Below are 18,601 nucleotides of genomic sequence, written 5' to 3'. Positions count from 1 at the left end.
CATGGGCCGCAGAAGGAGCCCCCGGCACGATTGTCGGGGGCTTTTTCTTGTCTTTACTGAAACGTCGGGGGCGCTACGCCACCCTGATGACCACGCAATTCAAGCAGCGTGCGCGCCTGACCGCAGGGCTTATCTCAGCCGCAGCTTTCGCCGCGCTGATCGCGCAGGCTTTCATCGGAGCAGGCCCGGACACCAACCCGCTTGTCGCCTTCGCGCAGCTGATGCGCTTCTTCACGATCTGGAGCAACCTCGCCGCTGCCATGCTCATGGGCTGGATCGCGCTCAGGGGATCGACGCACTCTTCGCTGCCGTTCGCGCTTGCGACCGCGCTCGCCATCGTGGCTATCGTCTATCATGCTCTGCTGGCGCAGGATCACCATCCTGTCGGTCTCGACTGGTACACGAACCAGATGCATCACACCCTCGTGCCCCTGGCGGTGATCGCATGGTGGATCGCGTTCACGGAGCCTTCCGACAACACTTGGAACAGCGTTCCAGCGGTGATGGTAGCGCCCGTGCTCTACACCGTGTTCGCGCTGACTTACGGAGAGGCGAGCGGGTTCTACGCCTATTTCTTCCTCGACGTTGCGCGATTCGGCTACGGGCCGGTCCTCGCCAATATACTCGGACTTGCCGTGGTCTTCATGATTTTCGGCCTGATCCTGCTCGGCCTGCGACGCTTGCTCAGCGCTCGCGCCTGAGGACGATGTAGAGCGCGCCGTCGCCGCCGTGGCGCTGGTGCGCGCGGCGTACGGCCGCGATGGCCGAATGGTGGCTGGAGGCTGCCAGCCAGTCCAGCACCTTGGCCCTGATGGCCCCGCGCCTGTGCCCGCGATCCGCCGGATCGACCGGGCGCGGCTTGCCGGTGATCAGCAAGATCGTGCGCGCACCCATCGAGCGTGCCTGCGCCACGCCGCTGATCAGGCGGTTGTAGGCCGCGTCGAGGCCATGGTCGTGAAGGTCGAGCGTGAAGTCCGGCTGGATGGCTCCAGATTTGAGCCTGCGGTCCCAGTGGGAATCGAGGGAATTGGCGGATTTGATGGGAGCGGCACCGGGCCGTGGTGCTGGTAGAGGCGCGGGCTTTCTTGGCGACGGTTTGGGGACTGTCACCTTCGGCGCGATCGGGGCATCAAGCTTGCGCACAGGCGCGCGGGGGTGAAGCGGTTCGACCGTCGCGGCGACCTTTTCCCAGGCTTCCGCTTCCTGCGCGCTGAGGCCGCGCGGCGCGCTCATCGCTTGAGGCGGGCGAGCGTGCCCTTGGGCAGGAAGATGTAGGCCGTGCCGCTGCTGCTCATGCCACCGGCGATTTCGCGGGCTTGCGCGCCATTGCCCCAGAAGGTGTCGAAGCGGTTGGCGCCCTTGATGGCCCCGCCGGTGTCCTGCGCAACCCAGAGGCCATCCGCCACATCGCTTTCCATGTCGAGCCAGACCGGTGCGCCATAGGGCACGAACTTGGGATCGATCGCGATGCTGTCGCGCCCGTAAACCGGGACTTCCAGCGAGCCGAGCGGACCGTCGGTGTCCAGTTCGCGGAAGAAGATCCAGCTCTTGTTGAGGTTCATGATCTCGTCCGCCCGCTCCGGATTGTCGCGCAGCCAGCCCATCAGGCCCTGCATCGAGGTCGGGTACTGGGTCCCGTCGCCGATGAGCCCCTGCTCGCGCATCGGCTGGCCGATGGCGACATATTCGCGACCGTTCTGCCCGGCATAGCCAATGCGCATCACGCTGCCGTCGGGCTGGCGCAGCAGGCCGCTTCCCTGGATCTGGAGGAAGAAGAACTCGACCGGGTCGGCAGCCCAGGCGATAGTCGGGACCTTGCCTGCGAGCGCGCCCGCCACGATTTCGGACCGCTCGTAATAGCGCACGAACTCGCCGTCTTCATTGTAACGGCCAAGCGGCGGGCGGCCCGTGCGCTCGCTCTCGGCGATTTCGGCAGGCCAGCCACGTTCGAGGTCCGACGGCAGCGCGTAGACAGGCACTTCGTAGCCGGGCGCCTTCGTCCGGCTGCCGAGAATTTCGGGCTCGAAATAGCCTGTCGCGAAGGCCTCGCCCTCGCCCACGATCGCGGTTTCGAACTGGCTGGTGAAGAAGAGCGCAGGATCGCTCGACCAGTTGCTCGCGGCGAGGCACGGGCCCTGCCAGTCGAGCCGGGTGGTCAGGCCGCTGGTATCGTCTCGGAAAAGGATCTTGTCGCAGGAGCGCCGGAATGCCGCCAGCGCACCTTCCGCATCCGCCTGCAGGAACGGGAAGCTCTCGATAGGTGGGCCAGGACGCACACCTGAGGATGCGGCATTGTCTGCAACTTCGGCGGGCGGCTGTTCGACAGCCCCCGTGTCCATCGGCGGACGCGCTTCTGGCACGACGGCGCAGGCCGAGAGCAGCGAAGCCGCCGCGAGAATGAGCGCGCTTCGCATGGAGCCTACTCCTGTAAGGATGAAGATTAGTCCTGGTCGGTTTCGTCGAGGACCCAGTTCGGGTCCATCGAGTCGACCGAACGGCTGAACGTCCAGATGTCGCGGCTCTCGACGGCATCGTCGAGCGAACCTGCCACCACGGTGCCGTCTTTGTCGCGGGTTACCGCGGCGATATCGGCCACGAAACGCACTGCGATACGCGCCGTGCGGCCGTCCATTTCGGCAGAGTGCACCGTTGCGTCCTCAATCCGGATCAGGCGGTTGTCGAGCGTTTCGCCCGATGCGTCGCGCGCGTCGATGGCCCCTGCGAAGCTGGCGTAGACATCATCGTCCGTCAGGTCGCGCAGCGTTTCCTTGTCCCCTGCCCAAAAAGCTTCGAGGATCATGGCATAAGCTGCCTTGGCACCTTCTAGGAAGGAGAGGAGGTCGAACCGCGAATCGGCATTGGCGATCGAGCGGATGGCGCTTTCGTTCGCATTGGTCGCGTTATCGACGCTGCGCAGGGTCACCGCAGGCCGCGCAGGAGCGGCTGCATCCTGCGTGGTGCCGGTCACCGCAGGCGGCGATTTCTGTTCGCGCGGGCCATAGCTGCGACGGATCGGATCCTCTTCATGCTCGGACCGCTGGCCCAGCACCGAATAAAGGCGCAGGCCGAGAAAAGCGGCGATGGCTGCAAGGATGACGATCTCGGTGATCACTGGCGGAATTCCGTTCGTTTCAATTCTGGCACTTAGCGGAAGAACCGTGCCTTCCGGTACGGTTCCCTTAGTGCCCTAGATAGGGATCAATTACAAACGCACAATGGGCGCTTGAGGGTCCTTTCAACCTGCTTTTCCTTCGACCAGCCCGCTCCACTCGCGGATTGCCCCGCGCCTTGGGGGGTGCTAGGCGCGCGCCCTGACCGGTGGGACGCATGATCGCGACCTTCCCCGCCTATTCAAACGGAAATACGAAAGAAAGCTTGCCCGATGGCCGATGAAAACGACGTTCTGACCGATCTCAATGCCGATCCGGCCGCTGGTGCCAACGGTGCCGACAATCGCCCGACGGTCGGCATCCTGAACCAGTATGTGAAGGATCTTTCGGTCGAAAACCCGAACGCGCCGGCGGCATACCAGTGGCAGGAACAGCCGCGCGTCGATGTGCAGCTCAACATCGCATCGAACAAGGTGACGGACGAGATTTCCGAAGTGGAGCTCAAGATCACGGTGCGCGCCGATACCGAACAGGGTGCACAGTACATCGTCGAGCTCGCCTATTGCGGCCTCGTCGGCATTCGCAACGTTCCCGAAGAACACGCGCACGCATTCATGTTCGCAGAAGCGCCTCGCCTGCTCTTCCCCTTCGCGCGCGCCATCATCTCCGACGCCGTCCGTGACCTCGGCTATGCGCCGATGATGCTCGAGCCGATGGATTTCGCCGGTCTCTACCAGCAGCAGCTCCAGGCCCGCGCAGCCCAGCAGGGCGAAGGCGCCCCGGCTCCGACCGGGAACGCCTGAGGCACCGGGACCGGGACGGAGGCTCCGCGATGAGCCTGCTCAAGAACGTCGGCACGATCGGCTCGCTCACCATGGTGAGCCGCATCGCCGGCATGGCACGCGAAATGATCTTCAGCCGCGTGCTGGGCGCCAATGCGGTTACCGATGCCTGGTTCCAGGCCTTCATCATACCCAACGTCTTCCGCCGCCTGTTCGCGGAAGGTGCGTTTTCCGCCGCCTTCGTGCCGATGTTCTCCAAGCGGTTGAACGGCGAAGGCGGGATCGAAGATGCCCGCAGTTTCTCGGCCGACGTGCTCAGCGTATTCCTGCCGGTCCTGATCGCCCTGTGCATCGTCTTCGAGCTCGCCATGCCGGGCGTGATCTGGATCCTGGCGGAAAAGCCGGTCGAACCCGGCCAGTTCGACCTCGCAGTCGACTTCGCCCGGATCATGTTCCCCTACATCCTGCTGGTCAGCCTGGTGACCTTGTTCACCGGCATGCTCAATTCGGTCTCGCGCTTTGCGCCGGGGGCCAGCTTCCCGATCATCCTCAACCTCGTCCTCATCGCCGCGCTGCTGACGGGCGAATACTTCATGAATGCCACCGGAGCGAGCATCGAGCAGGTCGCTTATGGCGTCGCATGGGCGGTAACTGCGGGCGGGGTCATGCAGCTGGGATGGCTGTATTACTGGACCCGCGTCGAGGGATTCCGGCCCAAGCTGCTGTGGCCGCGCATCACGCCGGAGGTGAAACGCCTGTCCATCATCGCGCTGCCCGCGGCGATCGGTGGCGGCGCTTACCAGATCAACACGCTGGTCCAGCTCTACTTCCTCAACCAGCTCGAAAGCGGTTCGGTCAGCTACATGAACTATGCCGACCGGCTGAACCAGCTGCCGCTCGGCATTATCGGCATTGCTCTGTCGACCGCGATCCTGCCGACCCTGTCGAAATTCGTCGGCAGCAAGAACAAGGAAGGCGCGGATCGAATCCAGTCCGATGCCATCGAGCTTTCGATGCTGCTGACCATCCCTGCCGCCGTTGCGCTGGCAATCTGCGCCACACCCTTCATCACGATGATTTTCCAGGGCGGCCGCTTCAGCGTCGAGGATGCCGCCATCGCCGGCGGCGTCCTGGCGATCCTGGTGCTCGGCCTGCCCGCCTACGTCATGGTGAAGGTGCTGGTGCCCAATTTTTATGCCCGGTCGGACACGAAGACCCCGGTCTATGCAGCCTTCATTTCACTCGGCGTTTTCGTGGCGTTCAACATCGCCTTCCTCCAGCGGTTCGGCGTGGAAGGGGTGGCGCTGGCCAGCGTGATCGGGGCGTGGATCAACGTGGCGTTCCTCTACGTCGTCCTCCTCAAACGAGGGTATTATTCGGTGCCCCTGGCGCTGGTCGGACGCATTGCACGCCAACTCGTCGCAGCGGTCGCTATGGGTGCCGCCTTGTGGTTCGCCCGCGATTTGCTAACCGGTTGGTATTCCGCTGGCCTGCTTGCCCGGCTGGCCGCGCTCCTCGGGCTCGTCCTGTGCTCGGGCATCGTCTATTTCGGCGTCGCTTTCGCAGTCGGCGCCATCGACCGGCAGCGCATCGCTGCCCTGACCAAGAAGAAAGCTCCGTAAATCATCATGCGTGTTGTTTCCGGCATCCAGCCCACCGGCAATCTCCATCTCGGCAATTACCTGGGTGCGATCCGCAATTGGGTGCGGATGCAGGACGACATGGGGGAGCGCGCTCAAGCAGCCGAAGACGGTAGCGCAGAAAAGAACGCGCAGTGCCTGTTCTTCCTTGCCGACCTCCACGCGATTTCGATGCCGCACGATCCGGCAGAGCTGCGGCGCGCCACGCTCGAAATGGCGGCGGCGCTGGTCGCCTGCGGCATCGATCCATCACGCTCGGTGCTGTTCAACCAGGCGCAGGTCCACGCGCACGCGGAATTGCAGTGGCTCCTCAACGGGACCGCGCGCATGGGCTGGCTCAACCGCATGACGCAGTTCAAGGACAAGAGCGGCAAGAACCGCGAAGGTGCCAGCGTTGCGCTGTTCACCTATCCCGTGCTGCAGGCCGCTGACGTGCTGCTTTACCAGGCGACCCACGTGCCCGTGGGCGAGGACCAGAAGCAGCACCTCGAACTGGCGCGCGACATTGCGCAGAAGTTCAACAACGACTTCGCGTCAGAGGACGCTCCGGTCTTCACCCTGCCCGAACCGATCAGCCCGCCCCAGGCGGCGCGCATCATGAGTTTGCGCGACGGGTCGAAGAAGATGAGCAAGTCCGACCCGTCGGAAATGAGCCGCATCGAACTGGCCGACGATCCCGACACGGTGATGAAGAAGATCAAGAAGGCCAAGACCGACCCCGAACCTTTGCCGAGCGAGGAGAAGGGTCTGGAAGACCGGCCCGAAGCGCTCAACCTCGTGACGATCTACGCTGCGCTCACCGACAAGAGCGTCGACGACGTGCTTTCGGATTTCGGGGGCGAAGGGTTCGGCAAGTTCAAGCCTGCCTTGGGCGAAGTGCTGGTCGAGACCCTGCGCCCGATCTCGGAACGCTTCACCGGCCTTCTCGAAGACCGCGAAGCGCTGGACGCGATCCTCGCGCGGGGTGCCGCCCAGGCGCGCCAGATCGCGGTCCCGACGCTCGATGCGACTTACAAGGCGCTGGGCCTTGTCAGGGGCTGACGCCCACCCCGTTGCAACTTCCGGCAGCAGTCCCGCCGACACACTGCGGCAACTGCTGGCCTTCGCAAAGGCACCGACCCCGCCCGGCGGACCGATGCTGCGAGGCAGCGAGCGACGCCGCGTATTCTCGGTCGTGCTGGCCGTGGACATTACCGTGGCCGCACTCATGGTTGCGGTCGTGGCAATCGCCGAAGGGTTCGGAGCCACCTTTCCGCAAGTCGAGGATTTCGATCTCGATCCGCTGACCTTGGCCATTCTCGCGATCGCCGTGGCGCCGGTCATGGAAGAGGTCATATTCCGGGGATGGCTGCGCGGAAGGCGCGCCGATCTCGAATTCGCGGCAACCTTCGTCGCATTGATTCTGGCTACAACCGGGCTCTCCTACCTCGATGCGGTCGGAGAAGTCGCCATCGGCGGCGTGTTCGTCTTGGGGGTGATCGCCGCCTGGCTAAGATGGCTCGCCACGCGCAAGGCCAACAGTGCAGTGCCCGCGTGGTTTTCCCGCCATTACGGCAAGATTATTTACGCTAGCTCTCTCGTGTTCGGGATGATCCACCTGACGAATTACGCGGAACTGCAATTCATCACGGTGTTCCTGGTGCTGCCGCAGACGATCGGCGGCCTCATCCTCGCCTTCACACGCACGCGCTTGGGCCTGGGCGCCGCGATCTTGCAGCACGCGCTGTTCAACGCGCTGTTTACGGCGCTCGACCCTTGGCTTTGACCTAGATCTTCACGGCGGTGCCGCTGGCCGAAACCATCAGCATCGAGCCGGTATCGCCGATCACCTCGTAGTCGAGATCGACCCCCACAACCGCATTTCCGCCGCGCGTGGCGCATTCGGCCTGCAGTTCCTCGATCGCCTGGTTGCGCGCGTCCGCAAGGATGCGCTCGTAGCTGCCGGAGCGGCCGCCGACGATGTCGCGGATATTGGCAAAAAGATCGCGGAACAGGTTCGCGCCGACGATCACCTCGCCGGTCACGATGCCGAGGTAATCCTGGATCGGCTTGCCTTCGATCATCGGCGTGGTCGTGACGGTAACACCGCGCGCGTCTTTCCAGGGTCCGGGCATCGCAAAATCCTCCTGTCTCGATAAGTGTGTTACCAAGATAGGACGCTTGCGCGCGGGATCAACCCATGCCGAGCGCGGCCTTGTAGGTATCGAGGATGGTTTCCTGTTCGCTGCGCTCGTCGGGCTTCATCTTACGCAGGCGGATGACCTGGCGCATGATCTTAGTGTCGTAACCCACGGCCTTGGCTTCTGCGTAAACGTCGCGAATGTCGTCGGCGATGCCCTTCTTCTCTTCTTCAAGGCGCTCGATGCGCTCGATGAGAAGGCGCAGGCGGTCGTCGGTGGCTTCGGCCATTGGGTATCAGCTCCAGTGTCTTTGAGAATCGGTTGGCTGCTGCGGATAGCCACCTCCCGCGCCGGGGTGAAGGTGCCGACTCGCTACTCCACGCGATTTTTCGCAACACTGGCTTCCATACGCGCCAGCTGCTCTTCGGTGGCGGGCGTCTGGTGGGCGGCTTTCCATTCGTCCATCGGCATTCCGTGGATCAGCTCGCGCGCGGCTGCCTTGTCGCCTTCGAAGCCGGCGTCGCGGATCCAGTCCGCCAGGCAATTGCGGCAGAAGCCGGACAGCCCCATCAGGTCGATATTCTGCGCATCGTGGCGATGGCGCAGGTGTCGGACCAGTCGCCGGAAAGCGGCTGCCGCTACGTCATCGGGGAGCGCGTCGAGCGGGTCGGGTGCATTCGTAACCATGTCATCGTCCTTGAATTGTCGCACCGCCGTGCCATAGCGATGCCTCATGGCAAAGCCCCTCAAAGAGCGCGACGGCGCGCCCAAGCTCGATCCGCGTGGCCGCAAGGTCAAGATTCTTGCGACCGTAGGCCCGGCGAGCCGGTCTCCGGAAATGCTGGCCCGCCTGTTCCGCGCCGGGGTCGACGCTTTCCGCGTCAACATGAGCCATGGCGAACACGAAACCCACGCCGAAACGATCAAGGCGATCCGCGCGATGGAGAAGGAATTCCATCGCCCCATCGCCATCCTTGCCGACCTCCAGGGCCCGAAGCTGCGTGTCGGCAAGTTCAAGAACGGCGAGGCGGTCATTCGTCACTCGGGTCATTTCACGCTCGACCGTAATCCCGAGCCGGGCGATCACACCCGCGTCGAATTGCCGCACCCCGAACTCTTCGGCCTGCTTGAAAAAGGCCAGCGCCTGCTGATCAACGACGGCAAGATACGCCTGAAAGTGATCCGCGCGGACGAGAACGAGATCCTGTGTTCGGCAGAAGTCGGCGGCGTGATTTCGGATCGTAAGGGCGTCAACGTGCCCGATGCCGAAGTGCCCATTCCGGCGCTCACCGAGAAGGACCGCCGCGACCTCGCCTTTGCCGTCCAGCAGGGCGTCGACTGGATCGGCCTCTCCTTCGTCCAGCGTCCCGAAGACCTTGCCGAAGCGCGCAAGCTGATGGGCGGCTACGGCGCGCTGTGCGCCAAGATCGAAAAGCCGATGGCGGTCAGGCGCCTCGACGAGATTATCGAACTGTCCGACGGCATCATGGTCGCCCGCGGCGATCTTGGCGTGGAGCTCGAACCGCAGGAGGTCCCGCCGCTCCAGAAGCAGATCGTCAACAAGACGCGCACCGCCGGCAAGCCGGTCATCGTGGCAACGCAGATGCTGGAAAGCATGATCGAAAGCCCCGCCCCGACCCGCGCCGAAGTCTCGGACGTGGCGAACGCGGTCTACGACGGCGCCGACGCGGTCATGCTATCTGCGGAAACGGCAGCGGGCGAATGGCCCGAAGAAGCGGTCACCATCATGCACCGCATCGCCCGGCAGGTCGAAAGCGATGAGGCGTACCTGCCGCGTGTGCGTTTTCTCGACACGCCGCCCGACCGCACTACTGCCGACGCGCTGGCGCATGCCTGCATGACCGTTGCCGACACGGTCGCCATTTCTGCGATCACGGTCTTCACCGGTTCGGGCAGCACGGCCCGCCGCGTTGCGCGCGAGCGGCCGAGCGTGCCGATGATGGTCCTGACGCCGAGCATGAAGACGGCGCGCCGCCTCGCCTTGCTATGGGGCGCGCACGCTGTTGCGACCAAGGATATCGGAAGCTTCGAAGAGATGATCGCCAAGGGGAAGCGCATGGCGCTGCGTCACCGCTTCGCAGCTGCGGGTAGCAAATTGATCGCCCTCGCCGGCGTACCCTTCGGCACTCCCGGATCGACCAACCTCATGCACGTGGTGTCGATCGCGGGCGACGAACTGGAAAAGCACGAGGGCTAATCCAGCAACCCTTCCGGATCGTAAGGACCCCAGCCCTTGCTGAGGCCAACGACCTGGTAGGGATCGCCCGGGCAGCGCGACAGATCGGGCGGATTGCTGACAGGTGCGGAGCGCGGATCGCTCTTTGGCCAAGGTCCGCCCTCGCCCAGCACCAGATCGCCATCGGTCAGGACTTCGCCGTCTGGCGTGGTTATCTTGAGCTGGCCGCCGGAGGCTTCGACTTCGAATGTGTCGATGAAGAGCGGTATGGCTGCGTCCCCTATCGCCACGTCCGCCTCCCGGTCGAGCGCATCGGGTCCGGTGACTAGCGCAACACATCCCTCGATCACACGCAGCCGTGCGCCGAAGGTCGATGAATAGCGCAGTTCCGGTTCTGGTGAGCGATACCATGCCGGATCGCCCTGCGGCCCGCCGCAAGCGACAAGGCCCGCACACATCGCGCAGGCAAGAAGACCTTTCAGGCTGCAGCCCGGCACAGCCGCGCTCTCGCCTCTTCTTCACCGATCAGCGGGAGCAATTCTCCCATGTCCGGCCCGTGGTCCATTCCGGTGAGAGCCTGGCGCAGCGGCAGGAACAGCGGCTTGCCCTTGCGACCACTTGCTTCCTTCAGCGCAGCGGTGAGCGAACGCCAGGGATCATCGCCCCACTCCAGCAAGTCGGCGGCTTGCGACAGGAAGGCGCGATCTTCGCTGGAAAATTCCGGTTGCTCGATCGGCCCGGTCACCAGCTTCCACCAGTTTCCTGCCTCGCTGACATGCGAAAGGTTCGGGCGAACCGCATGCCAGCCGGCCTCGTCCATGCCTTCGGGAAGGCGGTGCCGGACCGCCTCATAATCCATCTGGTGCACGATCGCTGCATTGAGCCGGTCGAGTTCCGTATCGTCGAACTTCGCGGGCGCACGGCCGAATGTCGACAGGTCGAACGTGTCGACCAGAACCTGCCGGTCGGCGATCGGCTCGACGGGTTGCGAGGTGCCGAGCCGCGCCAGCAGGGCGACGATCGCTTCGGGTTCGATATCGCGCTCACGGAAGCTGTCGCAGCCGAGCGAGCCAAGGCGTTTCGACAGCTTGCCTTCCTTGCCGACGAGCAAGGCTTCATGTGCAAAGGCAGGAATTTTTGCTGCAGGGTATTGTGCAGCAATAAGTGCGGTAAACATCTGAATTTGAACGGCTGTATTGGTCACGTGGTCTTCGCCGCGCAGCACCTGTGTTACCCCCATATCGAGATCGTCGACCGCGCTGGGAAGCATGTAGAGCCAGCTTCCGTCGGCCCTGCGGATGACCGGGTCGGATAGCTGCGCAGGATCGAATTTCTGCTTGCCACGCACGCCATCGTCCCACTCGATCGGTTCATCATGATCGAGCTTGAAGCGCCAGTGCGGCGCTACGCCTTCGGCTTCCTTTGCGGCACGATCGGCATCGCTCAACTGCAGCGCGGCGCGATCGTAGATCGGCGGCAAGCCCCGGCCCAACTGGATCTTGCGCTTGAGCTCGAGCTCCTGCGCGGTTTCGTACGCGGGATAGATGCGGCCAGAGTCGAGAAGCGCGTCGAATGCCGACTGGTAGAGCGCGAGCCGCTCGGACTGCCGCTCCTCGCCGTCCGCCGCAAGACCGAGCCATGCGAGGTCGGCACGGATCGCTTCGACAAACTCCTCGCGACTGCGCGCTGCATCGGTATCATCGATGCGCAGGACGAAACGCCCGCCCGATTTCCTCGCCAGCATCCAGTTGTGCAAGGCGGTGCGGATATTGCCGACATGGAGGTTCCCCGTCGGTGACGGGGCAAAACGCGTGATAGTGGTCATGACAGGCGCCGATAGCGCAGCCGGTCGCCTATGGCGAGAAGAGTAGTGCCCGCCCTTGAGCCAGCGTGTGATGTCCGGCTCAGGCTGCCTGGCCACCGCGACGCTTCAGCGCCGCCTTGCGCGCCTGCCGGTAATCGATCACCGCCTTCTCCACCGGCGCCTCGGCCACTTCTTCGGCCTTGATCGTCGTCGCGGAAATCTTCTCGGCCAGCAGGGGCTTGCTGATCAGGAAGCCCTGCGCCTCCTTGACGCCGAGCTTGCGCAAAAGGTCGAGCTGGCGTCGATCCTCGACGCCTTCTGCGGTCGTTTCCATATCCATCGCTTCGGCAAGCCTCGTGATCGTGGAAACGATCGCCTGGCTGCCGATATCGGAAGTCAGGTCACGGACGAAAGTGCGGTCGATCTTGATCCGGTCGAACGGAAAGCGCCGCAGGTAGGCGAGCGACGAAAAGCCCGTGCCGAAATCGTCGAGCGCGATCCTGAGACCCATTTCGCGCATTTTCAGGAGCGTGTCGCGATTGGCATCGCTTTGATCCATCAGCACGTGCTCTGTGATTTCGAGTTCGACCCGGTGTGCCGGGAAATCGGTTTCGCGCAGCGCCTGCGACAAGGTCGCCACGATCCTGGGATCGGCGACCTGCGTGGTCGACAGGTTGATGGCTACGCGGAAGTCACCCGCCCAATCGACGGTTTCGGCCAGTGCGGTGCGGATAACCCAGTCGCCGATGGGCATGATAAGCCCCGTCTCTTCGGCGATGGAAAGGAATTCGCCCGGTCCCAGTACGCCGCGTTCCGGATGATACCATCTGAGCAGGGCCTCGTACCCTGTCGCCTGCCCTGTCTCCAATTCGATGATCGGCTGGAAATGCAGGCGGAGCTGGTCAAGCGCGAGCGCTTCGCCGAGGTCCGCTTCGAGCGAGCGGCGCTCGCGCGCCTGCTGATCGAGGGAGTGTTCGAAAATGGCGAGGTTGTCGCGTCCCTTGTTCTTGGCAGCGTAAAGCGCAAGGTCGGCGCGGCGCATCAGCTCTTCCGCATCGCAATCGCCGTCATGGCATCGCGCCACGCCTACGCTGGTGGACACCTTGTAGCTGTGACCGTCGATTTCATACGGCGCCCTGACCACCGACAGGAAACGGTGGGCCCGTTCGATCAGCATGCCATCCCCGGCGCGCGTTTCGATAAGCACGGCAAACTCGTCGCCACCAAGACGCGCGACCGTGTCTTCGTCTCGCACTTCGCAGGCCAGGCGTTCGGCGACCTCGCGCAGCAGGCGATCCCCGACGAGGTGTCCGCGCGTGTCGTTGATGGCCTTGAAGTCGTCGAGATCGAGATAGAAGAGCGCCACGTTGGCGCCGCTCGACCTGCTATCGCCGAGCAATTCGCGCAGGCGCTCGTTGAAGAGGTAGCGGTTGGCCAGATTGGTCAGGCTGTCATAATGCGCCATCTGGGTGACGCGCTCTTCGATCAGGCGATCTGCGGTCACATCGCGCGCGACGCCGCTCATGCTGCCATCACTGCGCGGGCGGGCGGAAAGCTGCCAGTAGCGGGGCGCCCCATCGATGGAAACGCTTACCGCGATATCGCGGAATGCATGAGTGTTGATGATATGCTGCGACAGCTGATCGCGGCCTTCTCCCGGCTCCACCAGGTCGAGGATGGATGATCCCTCGAGTGTTTCGGGATCGCGGGCGCAGGCGTTGGCAAAACGCTCGCTCACTTCGCGAAGATTGCCGTGCCGGTCGATGATCCACAGCCAGTCCGTCGACTGCTCTTCGTAGTCATTGAGCAGCATTGCCACGGTTGCGCGGGCCTCTTCGCGCTCGACATCGGCCGCGATGGCCGCCTGGAATGCGGCATCCATCCGGCCGACCGCAGTCCATAGCGCGATGGCGTAAATCACGAGGACCAGGGCAATCGGCAGCGATTGGGCACCCACGCTCAACCACGCCGCCGCGATGAGCGCCGATAGCAGGAGCGCGATGTGGACATATCCCGCGAACGGCACGGCGCGATGGATGAGCAGGACGCCGACGAGCATCGCGGTGCCGACCACGCCGAGCAGGGCGATTTCCAGGCCTTGCGCGATGAGGGCGAACAGGACGAAGCCAACCGCCCAGAGCGCGCTTGTCACGATCATCCAGCCGGTGACCCTGCGATAATCGCGGGTCAGCGCCTCGCCATCATTCTCGTCGGGGTCGAGTGTCGCGAAGAAATAGGCCCGCAGCGCGAATGCAAGGGCGGCGATGATCGCCCAGAAAAGCAGCGGGGTGCGCCACTTCGCTTCATCGAAGCCGACAATCAGGACAGCGGCCGATGCAAGGGCCGCAGCAGTCGCAAGCGTATTGCCGGCGATGACCGCACGCATTCTGCGCACCAGTAGCAGCCGGCGTACCTCTTCGCTGATCGCGGTCGGTTTTCCCAATTCGGCCCCCGGTTCTCGCGCCTCACCGCGCGTATCCCCCTGCATTGTAACCGAAACTGCCGGCTAATGTATAGCGGCAAGCGGCGCGGCTTACCCCGACCCATGAAAAAGCCCCGCCGGATCGCTCCGGCGGGGCCAATTCGGGTCAGGTCCGAAGGGAAGGCTTATTCGCCGTCCTTGGCCTCTTCGTTGAGGTAATCGCCCGCATCGGCATCGGTGCCGTGGGTTTCACCTTCCATGCTCGCCAGCGGATCGTCGCCGATTGCAGCTTCGGGGCCCTGGGCGAGTTCCGCCTCGTGCTCTTCTTCTGCGGTGTTGGCAGCGATGATCGCTTCCTGGGCCTTCTTCCACTGGGCGCGCAGCGCAGCGTCGCGGCTGGAGGCGGTCACGCGCATCCGGTTCATGCCCGCACCGGTACCGGCGGGGATGAGACGGCCCACGATGACGTTTTCCTTCAAGCCGACCAGCGTGTCCTTCTTGCCCTCGACCGAAGCCTGGGTGAGCACGCGGGTGGTTTCCTGGAACGACGCCGCCGAGATGAACGAACGCGTCTGGAGCGAGGCCTTGGTGATGCCGAGCAGGATCGGGGTGCCCTTGGCAGGCTCCTTGTTCCGGCCGAGCTTGGCATTGGTCTCGTTCAGCTCTTCCAGGTCGACCTGTTCGCCCGGCAGCAGCACGGTGTCGCCACCGTCGGTGATTTCAACCTTCTGCAGCATCTGGCGAACGATCACCTCGATGTGCTTGTCGTTGATCTTCACGCCCTGCAGTCGGTAGACTTCCTGGATCTCGTTCACGAGATACTCGGCCAGCGCTTCGATCCCGAGAACATCGAGGATGTCGTGCGGGTTCGGCGAGCCCGAGATGAGCGTATCGCCCTTCTTGACGAAGTCGCCTTCCTGGACGTCGATCACCTTAGTCTTGGGGATCAGGTACTCGACTGCATCACCTTCTTCCGGAACGATCGCGATCTTGCGCTTCGCCTTGTATTCGCGGACGAATTCGATCTTGCCCGAAATCTTGGCGATGATCGCATTGTCCTTCGGCACGCGGGCCTCGAACAGTTCGGCAACACGCGGCAGACCACCGGTGATGTCGCGGGTCTTGGCGGCCTCACGCGAAGCACGGGCAAGAATGTCACCTGCCTCGACCTGCTGGCCGTCTTCGACCGACAATGCGGTACCCGGTGCCAGCATGTAGCGTGCAGCTTCGTTCTCGTCGCCCGCATCGTTGAAGAGAGTCAGGCGCGGACGCAGGTCTTCCTTCTTCTTGCGGCCGCCGGTGCGGATGTCGGTGACAACACGCTGGGCGATACCGGTGGCATCGTCGACGCGTTCTTCCATCGAGGTACCGTCGATGAGGTCCTGGAACTTCACCACGCCCGAGGTTTCGGTGATGATCGGCAGCGAGAACGGATCCCATTCCGCCAAGCGATCGCCTTCCTTCACCTTGCCGCCATCCTTGTGCATCAGCACGGTACCGTAAGGCACCTTGTGGATTTCGCGCTCACGACCTTCGGCGTCGATGACTGCCAGTTCGCCGTTGCGGGCGAGCGACAGGATACGACCCTTCTTGTCGACGATGGTCGGCATGTCGCGATAAACGACCTTACCGTCCGAGATCGCTTCGAGGTGGCTCGTTTCGTTGAGCTGTGCGGCACCGCCGATGTGGAAGGTACGCATGGTCAGCTGCGTGCCCGGCTCACCGATCGACTGTGCAGCGATAACGCCGACAGCTTCACCGATGTTGACCGGAGTACCGCGTGCAAGGTCACGGCCGTAGCAGGTCGCGCAAACGCCCTGCTTGGCTTCGCAGACCAGCGGGCTGCGGATCTTGGCGACCTGCGTTTCCGCTTCTTCGATGGCCTTGACCATCGGCTCGTCGACGAGCGTGCCTGCCTTGACGATCACTTCGCCGGTGGCGGCGTTCACGATGTCTTCGGCAACCGTACGGCCCAGGATACGCTCACCGATCGAGGCGATAACGCTACCGCCCTGGACGATGGCGCGCATTTCGAGCGCGTTGTCGGTCTTGCAGTCTTCCTCGACGATGACGCAGTCCTGCGACACGTCGACCAGACGGCGGGTCAGGTAACCCGAGTTCGCCGTCTTGAGCGCCGTATCCGCCAGACCCTTACGGGCACCGTGGGTCGAGTTGAAGTACTCGAGGACGTTCAGGCCTTCCTTGAAGTTCGAGATAATCGGGTTCTCGATGATCTCGCCCGAAGGTTTCGCCATCAGGCCGCGCATACCGGCGAGCTGCTTCATCTGCGCGGGGCTACCACGCGCACCGGAGTGGCTCATCATGTAGATCGAGTTGATCTGCGCTTCCTTGCCGTCCTTGTCGACCGGCTGCGACTTGATCTCTTCCATCATGGCGTCGGCCACGCGGTCGCCGCACTGGCTCCACGCGTCGATGACCTTGTTGTACTTTTCCTGCTGGGTGATCAGGCCGTCCTGGTACTGCTGCTCGTAGTCGGCAACCAGCGCCTTGGTCTCTTCGACCATGCCCACCTTGCTTTCCGGAATGATCATGTCGTCCTTGCCGAACGAGATGCCGGCCTTGAACGCGTGGCGGAAGCCGAGCGACATGATCGCGTCGGCGAACAGCACCGTGTCCTTCTGGCCAGTGTGACGATAGACTTCGTCGATCACGTCGGCGATGTCCTTCTTCGTCAGCAGGCGGTTGACGATGTCGAAGGGAACCTTGTGGTTCTTCGGCAGGCATTCGCCGATCAGCATACGGCCCGGGGTCGTGACGAAACGCTTCATCTCGACCTTGCCCTTCTCATCGGCCTGCGGGACGCGGGCCATGATCTTGGAGTGCAGGGTCACGTCCTTGTTTTCCAGGGCGTGGTGCACTTCGGCCATGTCGCTGAACAGCGGCAGCTGCTCGTGCTTTTCGCCGTCGTCGCCCTCGATGAATTCGGGCGTCTTTTCCTGGCGTTCCATCGACAGGTAATAGAGGCCCAGGACCATGTCCTGCGAAGGCACGATGATCGGCTTGCCGTTGGCGGGCGAGAGGATGTTGTTTGTCGACATCATCAGGACGCGCGCTTCCAGCTGCGCCTCGAGGCTCAGCGGGACGTGGACGGCCATCTGGTCGCCGTCGAAGTCGGCGTTGAAGGCGGCGCAGACCAGCGGGTGAAGCTGGATCGCCTTACCTTCGATCAGGACCGGTTCGAAAGCCTGGATGCCGAGACGGTGAAGCGTGGGCGCGCGGTTCAGCAGAACCGGGTGCTCGCGGATCACTTCGTCGAGGATGTCCCAGACTTCCTTGCGTTCCTTTTCGACCCACTTCTTCGCCTGCTTGAGGGTCATCGAAAGACCCTTGGCGTCGAGGCGGGCGTAGATGAACGGCTTGAACAGTTCGAGCGCCATCTTCTTCGGCAGGCCGCACTGGTGCAGCTTGAGTTCGGGGCCGGTCACGATGACCGAACGGCCCGAATAGTCGACGCGCTTACCCAGAAGGTTCTGGCGGAAGCGGCCCTGCTTGCCCTTGAGCATGTCGGACAGCGACTTCAGCGGACGCTTGTTGGCACCCGTGATGACGCGGCCGCGGCGGCCGTTGTCGAACAGCGCATCGACCGATTCCTGCAGCATGCGCTTTTCGTTACGCACGATGATGTCGGGCGCACGCAGCTCCATGAGGCGCTTCAGGCGGTTGTTGCGGTTGATGACGCGGCGATAAAGGTCGTTGAGGTCGGACGTTGCGAAACGGCCACCGTCCAGCGGGACGAGCGGGCGCAGTTCCGGCGGAATGACCGGCACGACTTCCAAGATCATCCATTCCGGGCGGTTGCCGGATTCGATGAAGCTTTCGACGACCTTCAGGCGCTTGATGATCTTGGCGGGCTTGAGCTTGGATTTGGTGGTCGCGAGCTCTTCCAGCAGGTCTTCCTTTTCCTGCTCCAGATCGAGATCCATGAGCATCATCTTCACGGCTTCGGCGCCGATCGATGCGGAGAAGGCGTCTTCGCCGTATTCGTCCTGCGCTTCGAGCATCTCGTCTTCGGTCAGCAGCTGGAACTTCTCCAGCGGCGTGAGGCCGGGTTCGACGACGATGTAGCTTTCGAAGTAGAGAACGCGCTCAAGCTGCTTGAGCTGCATGTCGAGCAGCAGGCCGATGCGCGACGGCAGCGACTTCAGGAACCAGATGTGCGCGACCGGAGCGGCCAGCTCGATGTGGCCCATGCGCTCGCGGCGGACCTTGGTCACGGTGACTTCGACGCCGCACTTTTCGCAGACGACGCCCTTGTACTTCATGCGCTTGTACTTGCCGCACAGGCATTCGTAGTCCTTTACCGGACCGAAGATGCGCGCGCAGAACAGGCCGTCGCGTTCGGGCTTGAACGTACGGTAGTTGATCGTTTCCGGCTTCTTGATTTCGCCGAAGGACCACGAGCGAATGCGCTCGGGCGAGGCGATGCCGATCTGAATCTCGTCGAAGGTTTCGGGCTTCGCGAGCTGGTTGGTGAATTTGGTCAGTTCGTTCATGACTTAATTTCC

General features: G+C 63.2%; 16 protein-coding genes. 6 read left to right on the top strand and 10 right to left on the bottom strand.

Translation table 11 applies throughout. The annotated features are described in order from the left end of the window. Positions 1-86 precede the first annotated feature (86 nt). Positions 87-701: a Pr6Pr family membrane protein gene (locus BM173_RS04065; RefSeq protein ID WP_090477517.1), complete on the top strand. Its 615-nt coding sequence runs from the start codon at positions 87-89 to the stop codon at positions 699-701. On the opposite strand, the gene BM173_RS04060 is transcribed toward BM173_RS04065, so the two are convergent. The 3 genes from BM173_RS04060 to BM173_RS04050 are packed head-to-tail and all read right to left on the bottom strand — an operon-like array spanning position 685 to position 3,112. Then, positions 685-1,233: a Smr/MutS family protein gene (locus BM173_RS04060; protein ID WP_090477515.1), complete on the bottom strand. Its 549-nt coding sequence runs from the start codon at positions 1,231-1,233 to the stop codon at positions 685-687. The two genes, BM173_RS04065 and BM173_RS04060, sit on opposite strands and share 17 nt — an antisense overlap. Then, entirely contained in the window at positions 1,230-2,414 is a 1,185-nt protein-coding gene (mltA, locus tag BM173_RS04055; RefSeq protein WP_090477513.1) for a murein transglycosylase A, read from the bottom strand. Before mltA ends, BM173_RS04060 begins: the two co-directional genes overlap by 4 nt. A 26-nt stretch (positions 2,415-2,440) precedes the next feature. Next, the gene (locus tag BM173_RS04050) at positions 2,441-3,112 is read right to left on the bottom strand and encodes a Tim44/TimA family putative adaptor protein (RefSeq protein WP_090477511.1); all 672 of its coding nucleotides are present in this window, start codon (positions 3,110-3,112) and stop codon (positions 2,441-2,443) included. A 270-nt stretch (positions 3,113-3,382) separates the two neighbouring features. Here BM173_RS04050 and secB point away from each other — a divergent pair, with 270 nt between their 5' ends. From secB to BM173_RS04030, 4 genes are read left to right on the top strand one after another with little or no spacing between them, the layout of a single operon-like run. Further along, positions 3,383-3,913, top strand: coding sequence for a protein-export chaperone SecB (secB, locus tag BM173_RS04045; protein ID WP_090477509.1), 531 nt, complete (start codon positions 3,383-3,385; stop codon positions 3,911-3,913). A 29-nt stretch (positions 3,914-3,942) separates the two neighbouring features. Then, on the top strand, positions 3,943-5,514 hold the full coding sequence (gene murJ / locus BM173_RS04040) for a murein biosynthesis integral membrane protein MurJ (protein WP_090477507.1): 1,572 nt from the start codon (positions 3,943-3,945) through the stop codon (positions 5,512-5,514). A 6-nt stretch (positions 5,515-5,520) separates the two neighbouring features. Beyond that, positions 5,521-6,573 carry a tryptophan--tRNA ligase gene (gene trpS, locus BM173_RS04035; RefSeq protein WP_090477506.1) on the top strand — a complete coding sequence of 351 codons (1,053 nt, stop codon included), beginning with the start codon at positions 5,521-5,523 and terminating at the stop codon, positions 6,571-6,573. Beyond that, the gene (locus BM173_RS04030; RefSeq protein WP_177201794.1) at positions 6,560-7,297 is read left to right on the top strand and encodes a CPBP family glutamic-type intramembrane protease; all 738 of its coding nucleotides are present in this window, start codon (positions 6,560-6,562) and stop codon (positions 7,295-7,297) included. Before trpS ends, BM173_RS04030 begins: the two co-directional genes overlap by 14 nt. A 1-nt stretch (position 7,298) precedes the next feature. Here BM173_RS04030 and BM173_RS04025 read toward each other — a convergent pair whose 3' ends face one another. The 3 genes from BM173_RS04025 to BM173_RS04015 form a co-directional block, all read right to left on the bottom strand. Beyond that, a complete protein-coding gene (locus tag BM173_RS04025) occupies positions 7,299-7,646 on the bottom strand; it encodes a heavy metal-binding domain-containing protein (protein ID WP_090477502.1) in 348 nt (115 codons plus the stop codon). A gap of 58 nt (positions 7,647-7,704) precedes the next feature. Beyond that, on the bottom strand, positions 7,705-7,941 hold the full coding sequence (locus BM173_RS04020; protein WP_090477501.1) for a DUF2312 domain-containing protein: 237 nt from the start codon (positions 7,939-7,941) through the stop codon (positions 7,705-7,707). 83 nt (positions 7,942-8,024) lie between these two features. Further along, on the bottom strand, positions 8,025-8,339 hold the full coding sequence (locus BM173_RS04015) for a DUF1244 domain-containing protein (RefSeq protein WP_090478493.1): 315 nt from the start codon (positions 8,337-8,339) through the stop codon (positions 8,025-8,027). 46 nt (positions 8,340-8,385) lie between these two features. Between BM173_RS04015 and pyk the strand changes: the two genes are divergently transcribed. Beyond that, on the top strand, positions 8,386-9,870 hold the full coding sequence (gene pyk, locus BM173_RS04010; RefSeq protein ID WP_090477499.1) for a pyruvate kinase: 1,485 nt from the start codon (positions 8,386-8,388) through the stop codon (positions 9,868-9,870). Here pyk and BM173_RS04005 read toward each other — a convergent pair. The 4 genes from BM173_RS04005 to rpoC all read right to left on the bottom strand — a co-directional run bounded on the left by BM173_RS04005 (position 9,867) and on the right by rpoC (position 18,589). Next, on the bottom strand, positions 9,867-10,307 hold the full coding sequence (locus tag BM173_RS04005) for a hypothetical protein (RefSeq protein ID WP_090477493.1): 441 nt from the start codon (positions 10,305-10,307) through the stop codon (positions 9,867-9,869). The two genes, pyk and BM173_RS04005, sit on opposite strands and share 4 nt — an antisense overlap. A gap of 20 nt (positions 10,308-10,327) precedes the next feature. Next, positions 10,328-11,674, bottom strand: a complete 1,347-nt coding sequence (gene gltX / locus BM173_RS04000) for a glutamate--tRNA ligase (RefSeq protein WP_090477492.1) — start codon at positions 11,672-11,674, stop codon at positions 10,328-10,330. 79 nt (positions 11,675-11,753) lie between these two features. Then, positions 11,754-14,096 carry a putative bifunctional diguanylate cyclase/phosphodiesterase gene (locus BM173_RS03995; protein ID WP_218152621.1) on the bottom strand — a complete coding sequence of 781 codons (2,343 nt, stop codon included), beginning with the start codon at positions 14,094-14,096 and terminating at the stop codon, positions 11,754-11,756. Positions 14,097-14,260: 164 nt separating this feature from the next. Beyond that, positions 14,261-18,589, bottom strand: coding sequence for a DNA-directed RNA polymerase subunit beta' (gene rpoC / locus BM173_RS03990; protein WP_090477489.1), 4,329 nt, complete (start codon positions 18,587-18,589; stop codon positions 14,261-14,263). Positions 18,590-18,601 lie beyond the last annotated feature (12 nt).

Origin of the sequence: Qipengyuania nanhaisediminis (assembly GCF_900115585.1) — a bacterium.
Taxonomy (GTDB): domain Bacteria; phylum Pseudomonadota; class Alphaproteobacteria; order Sphingomonadales; family Sphingomonadaceae; genus Qipengyuania; species Qipengyuania nanhaisediminis.
This window is presented reverse-complemented; position numbering and strand designations above follow the sequence as displayed.

Coding starts and splice junctions, on each gene's coding strand:
- BM173_RS04065 (WP_090477517.1), top strand. CDS start 87: ATGACCACGCAATTCAAGCAGCGTGCGCGCCTGACCGCAGGGCTTATC.
- BM173_RS04060 (WP_090477515.1), bottom strand. CDS start 1,233: ATGAGCGCGCCGCGCGGCCTCAGCGCGCAGGAAGCGGAAGCCTGGGAA.
- mltA (WP_090477513.1), bottom strand. CDS start 2,414: ATGCGAAGCGCGCTCATTCTCGCGGCGGCTTCGCTGCTCTCGGCCTGC.
- secB (WP_090477509.1), top strand. CDS start 3,383: ATGGCCGATGAAAACGACGTTCTGACCGATCTCAATGCCGATCCGGCC.
- murJ (WP_090477507.1), top strand. CDS start 3,943: ATGAGCCTGCTCAAGAACGTCGGCACGATCGGCTCGCTCACCATGGTG.
- trpS (WP_090477506.1), top strand. CDS start 5,521: ATGCGTGTTGTTTCCGGCATCCAGCCCACCGGCAATCTCCATCTCGGC.
- BM173_RS04025 (WP_090477502.1), bottom strand. CDS start 7,646: ATGCCCGGACCCTGGAAAGACGCGCGCGGTGTTACCGTCACGACCACG.
- BM173_RS04020 (WP_090477501.1), bottom strand. CDS start 7,941: ATGGCCGAAGCCACCGACGACCGCCTGCGCCTTCTCATCGAGCGCATC.
- BM173_RS04015 (WP_090478493.1), bottom strand. CDS start 8,339: ATGGTTACGAATGCACCCGACCCGCTCGACGCGCTCCCCGATGACGTA.
- pyk (WP_090477499.1), top strand. CDS start 8,386: ATGGCAAAGCCCCTCAAAGAGCGCGACGGCGCGCCCAAGCTCGATCCG.
- BM173_RS04005 (WP_090477493.1), bottom strand. CDS start 10,307: ATGTGTGCGGGCCTTGTCGCTTGCGGCGGGCCGCAGGGCGATCCGGCA.
- gltX (WP_090477492.1), bottom strand. CDS start 11,674: ATGACCACTATCACGCGTTTTGCCCCGTCACCGACGGGGAACCTCCAT.
- rpoC (WP_090477489.1), bottom strand. CDS start 18,589: ATGAACGAACTGACCAAATTCACCAACCAGCTCGCGAAGCCCGAAACC.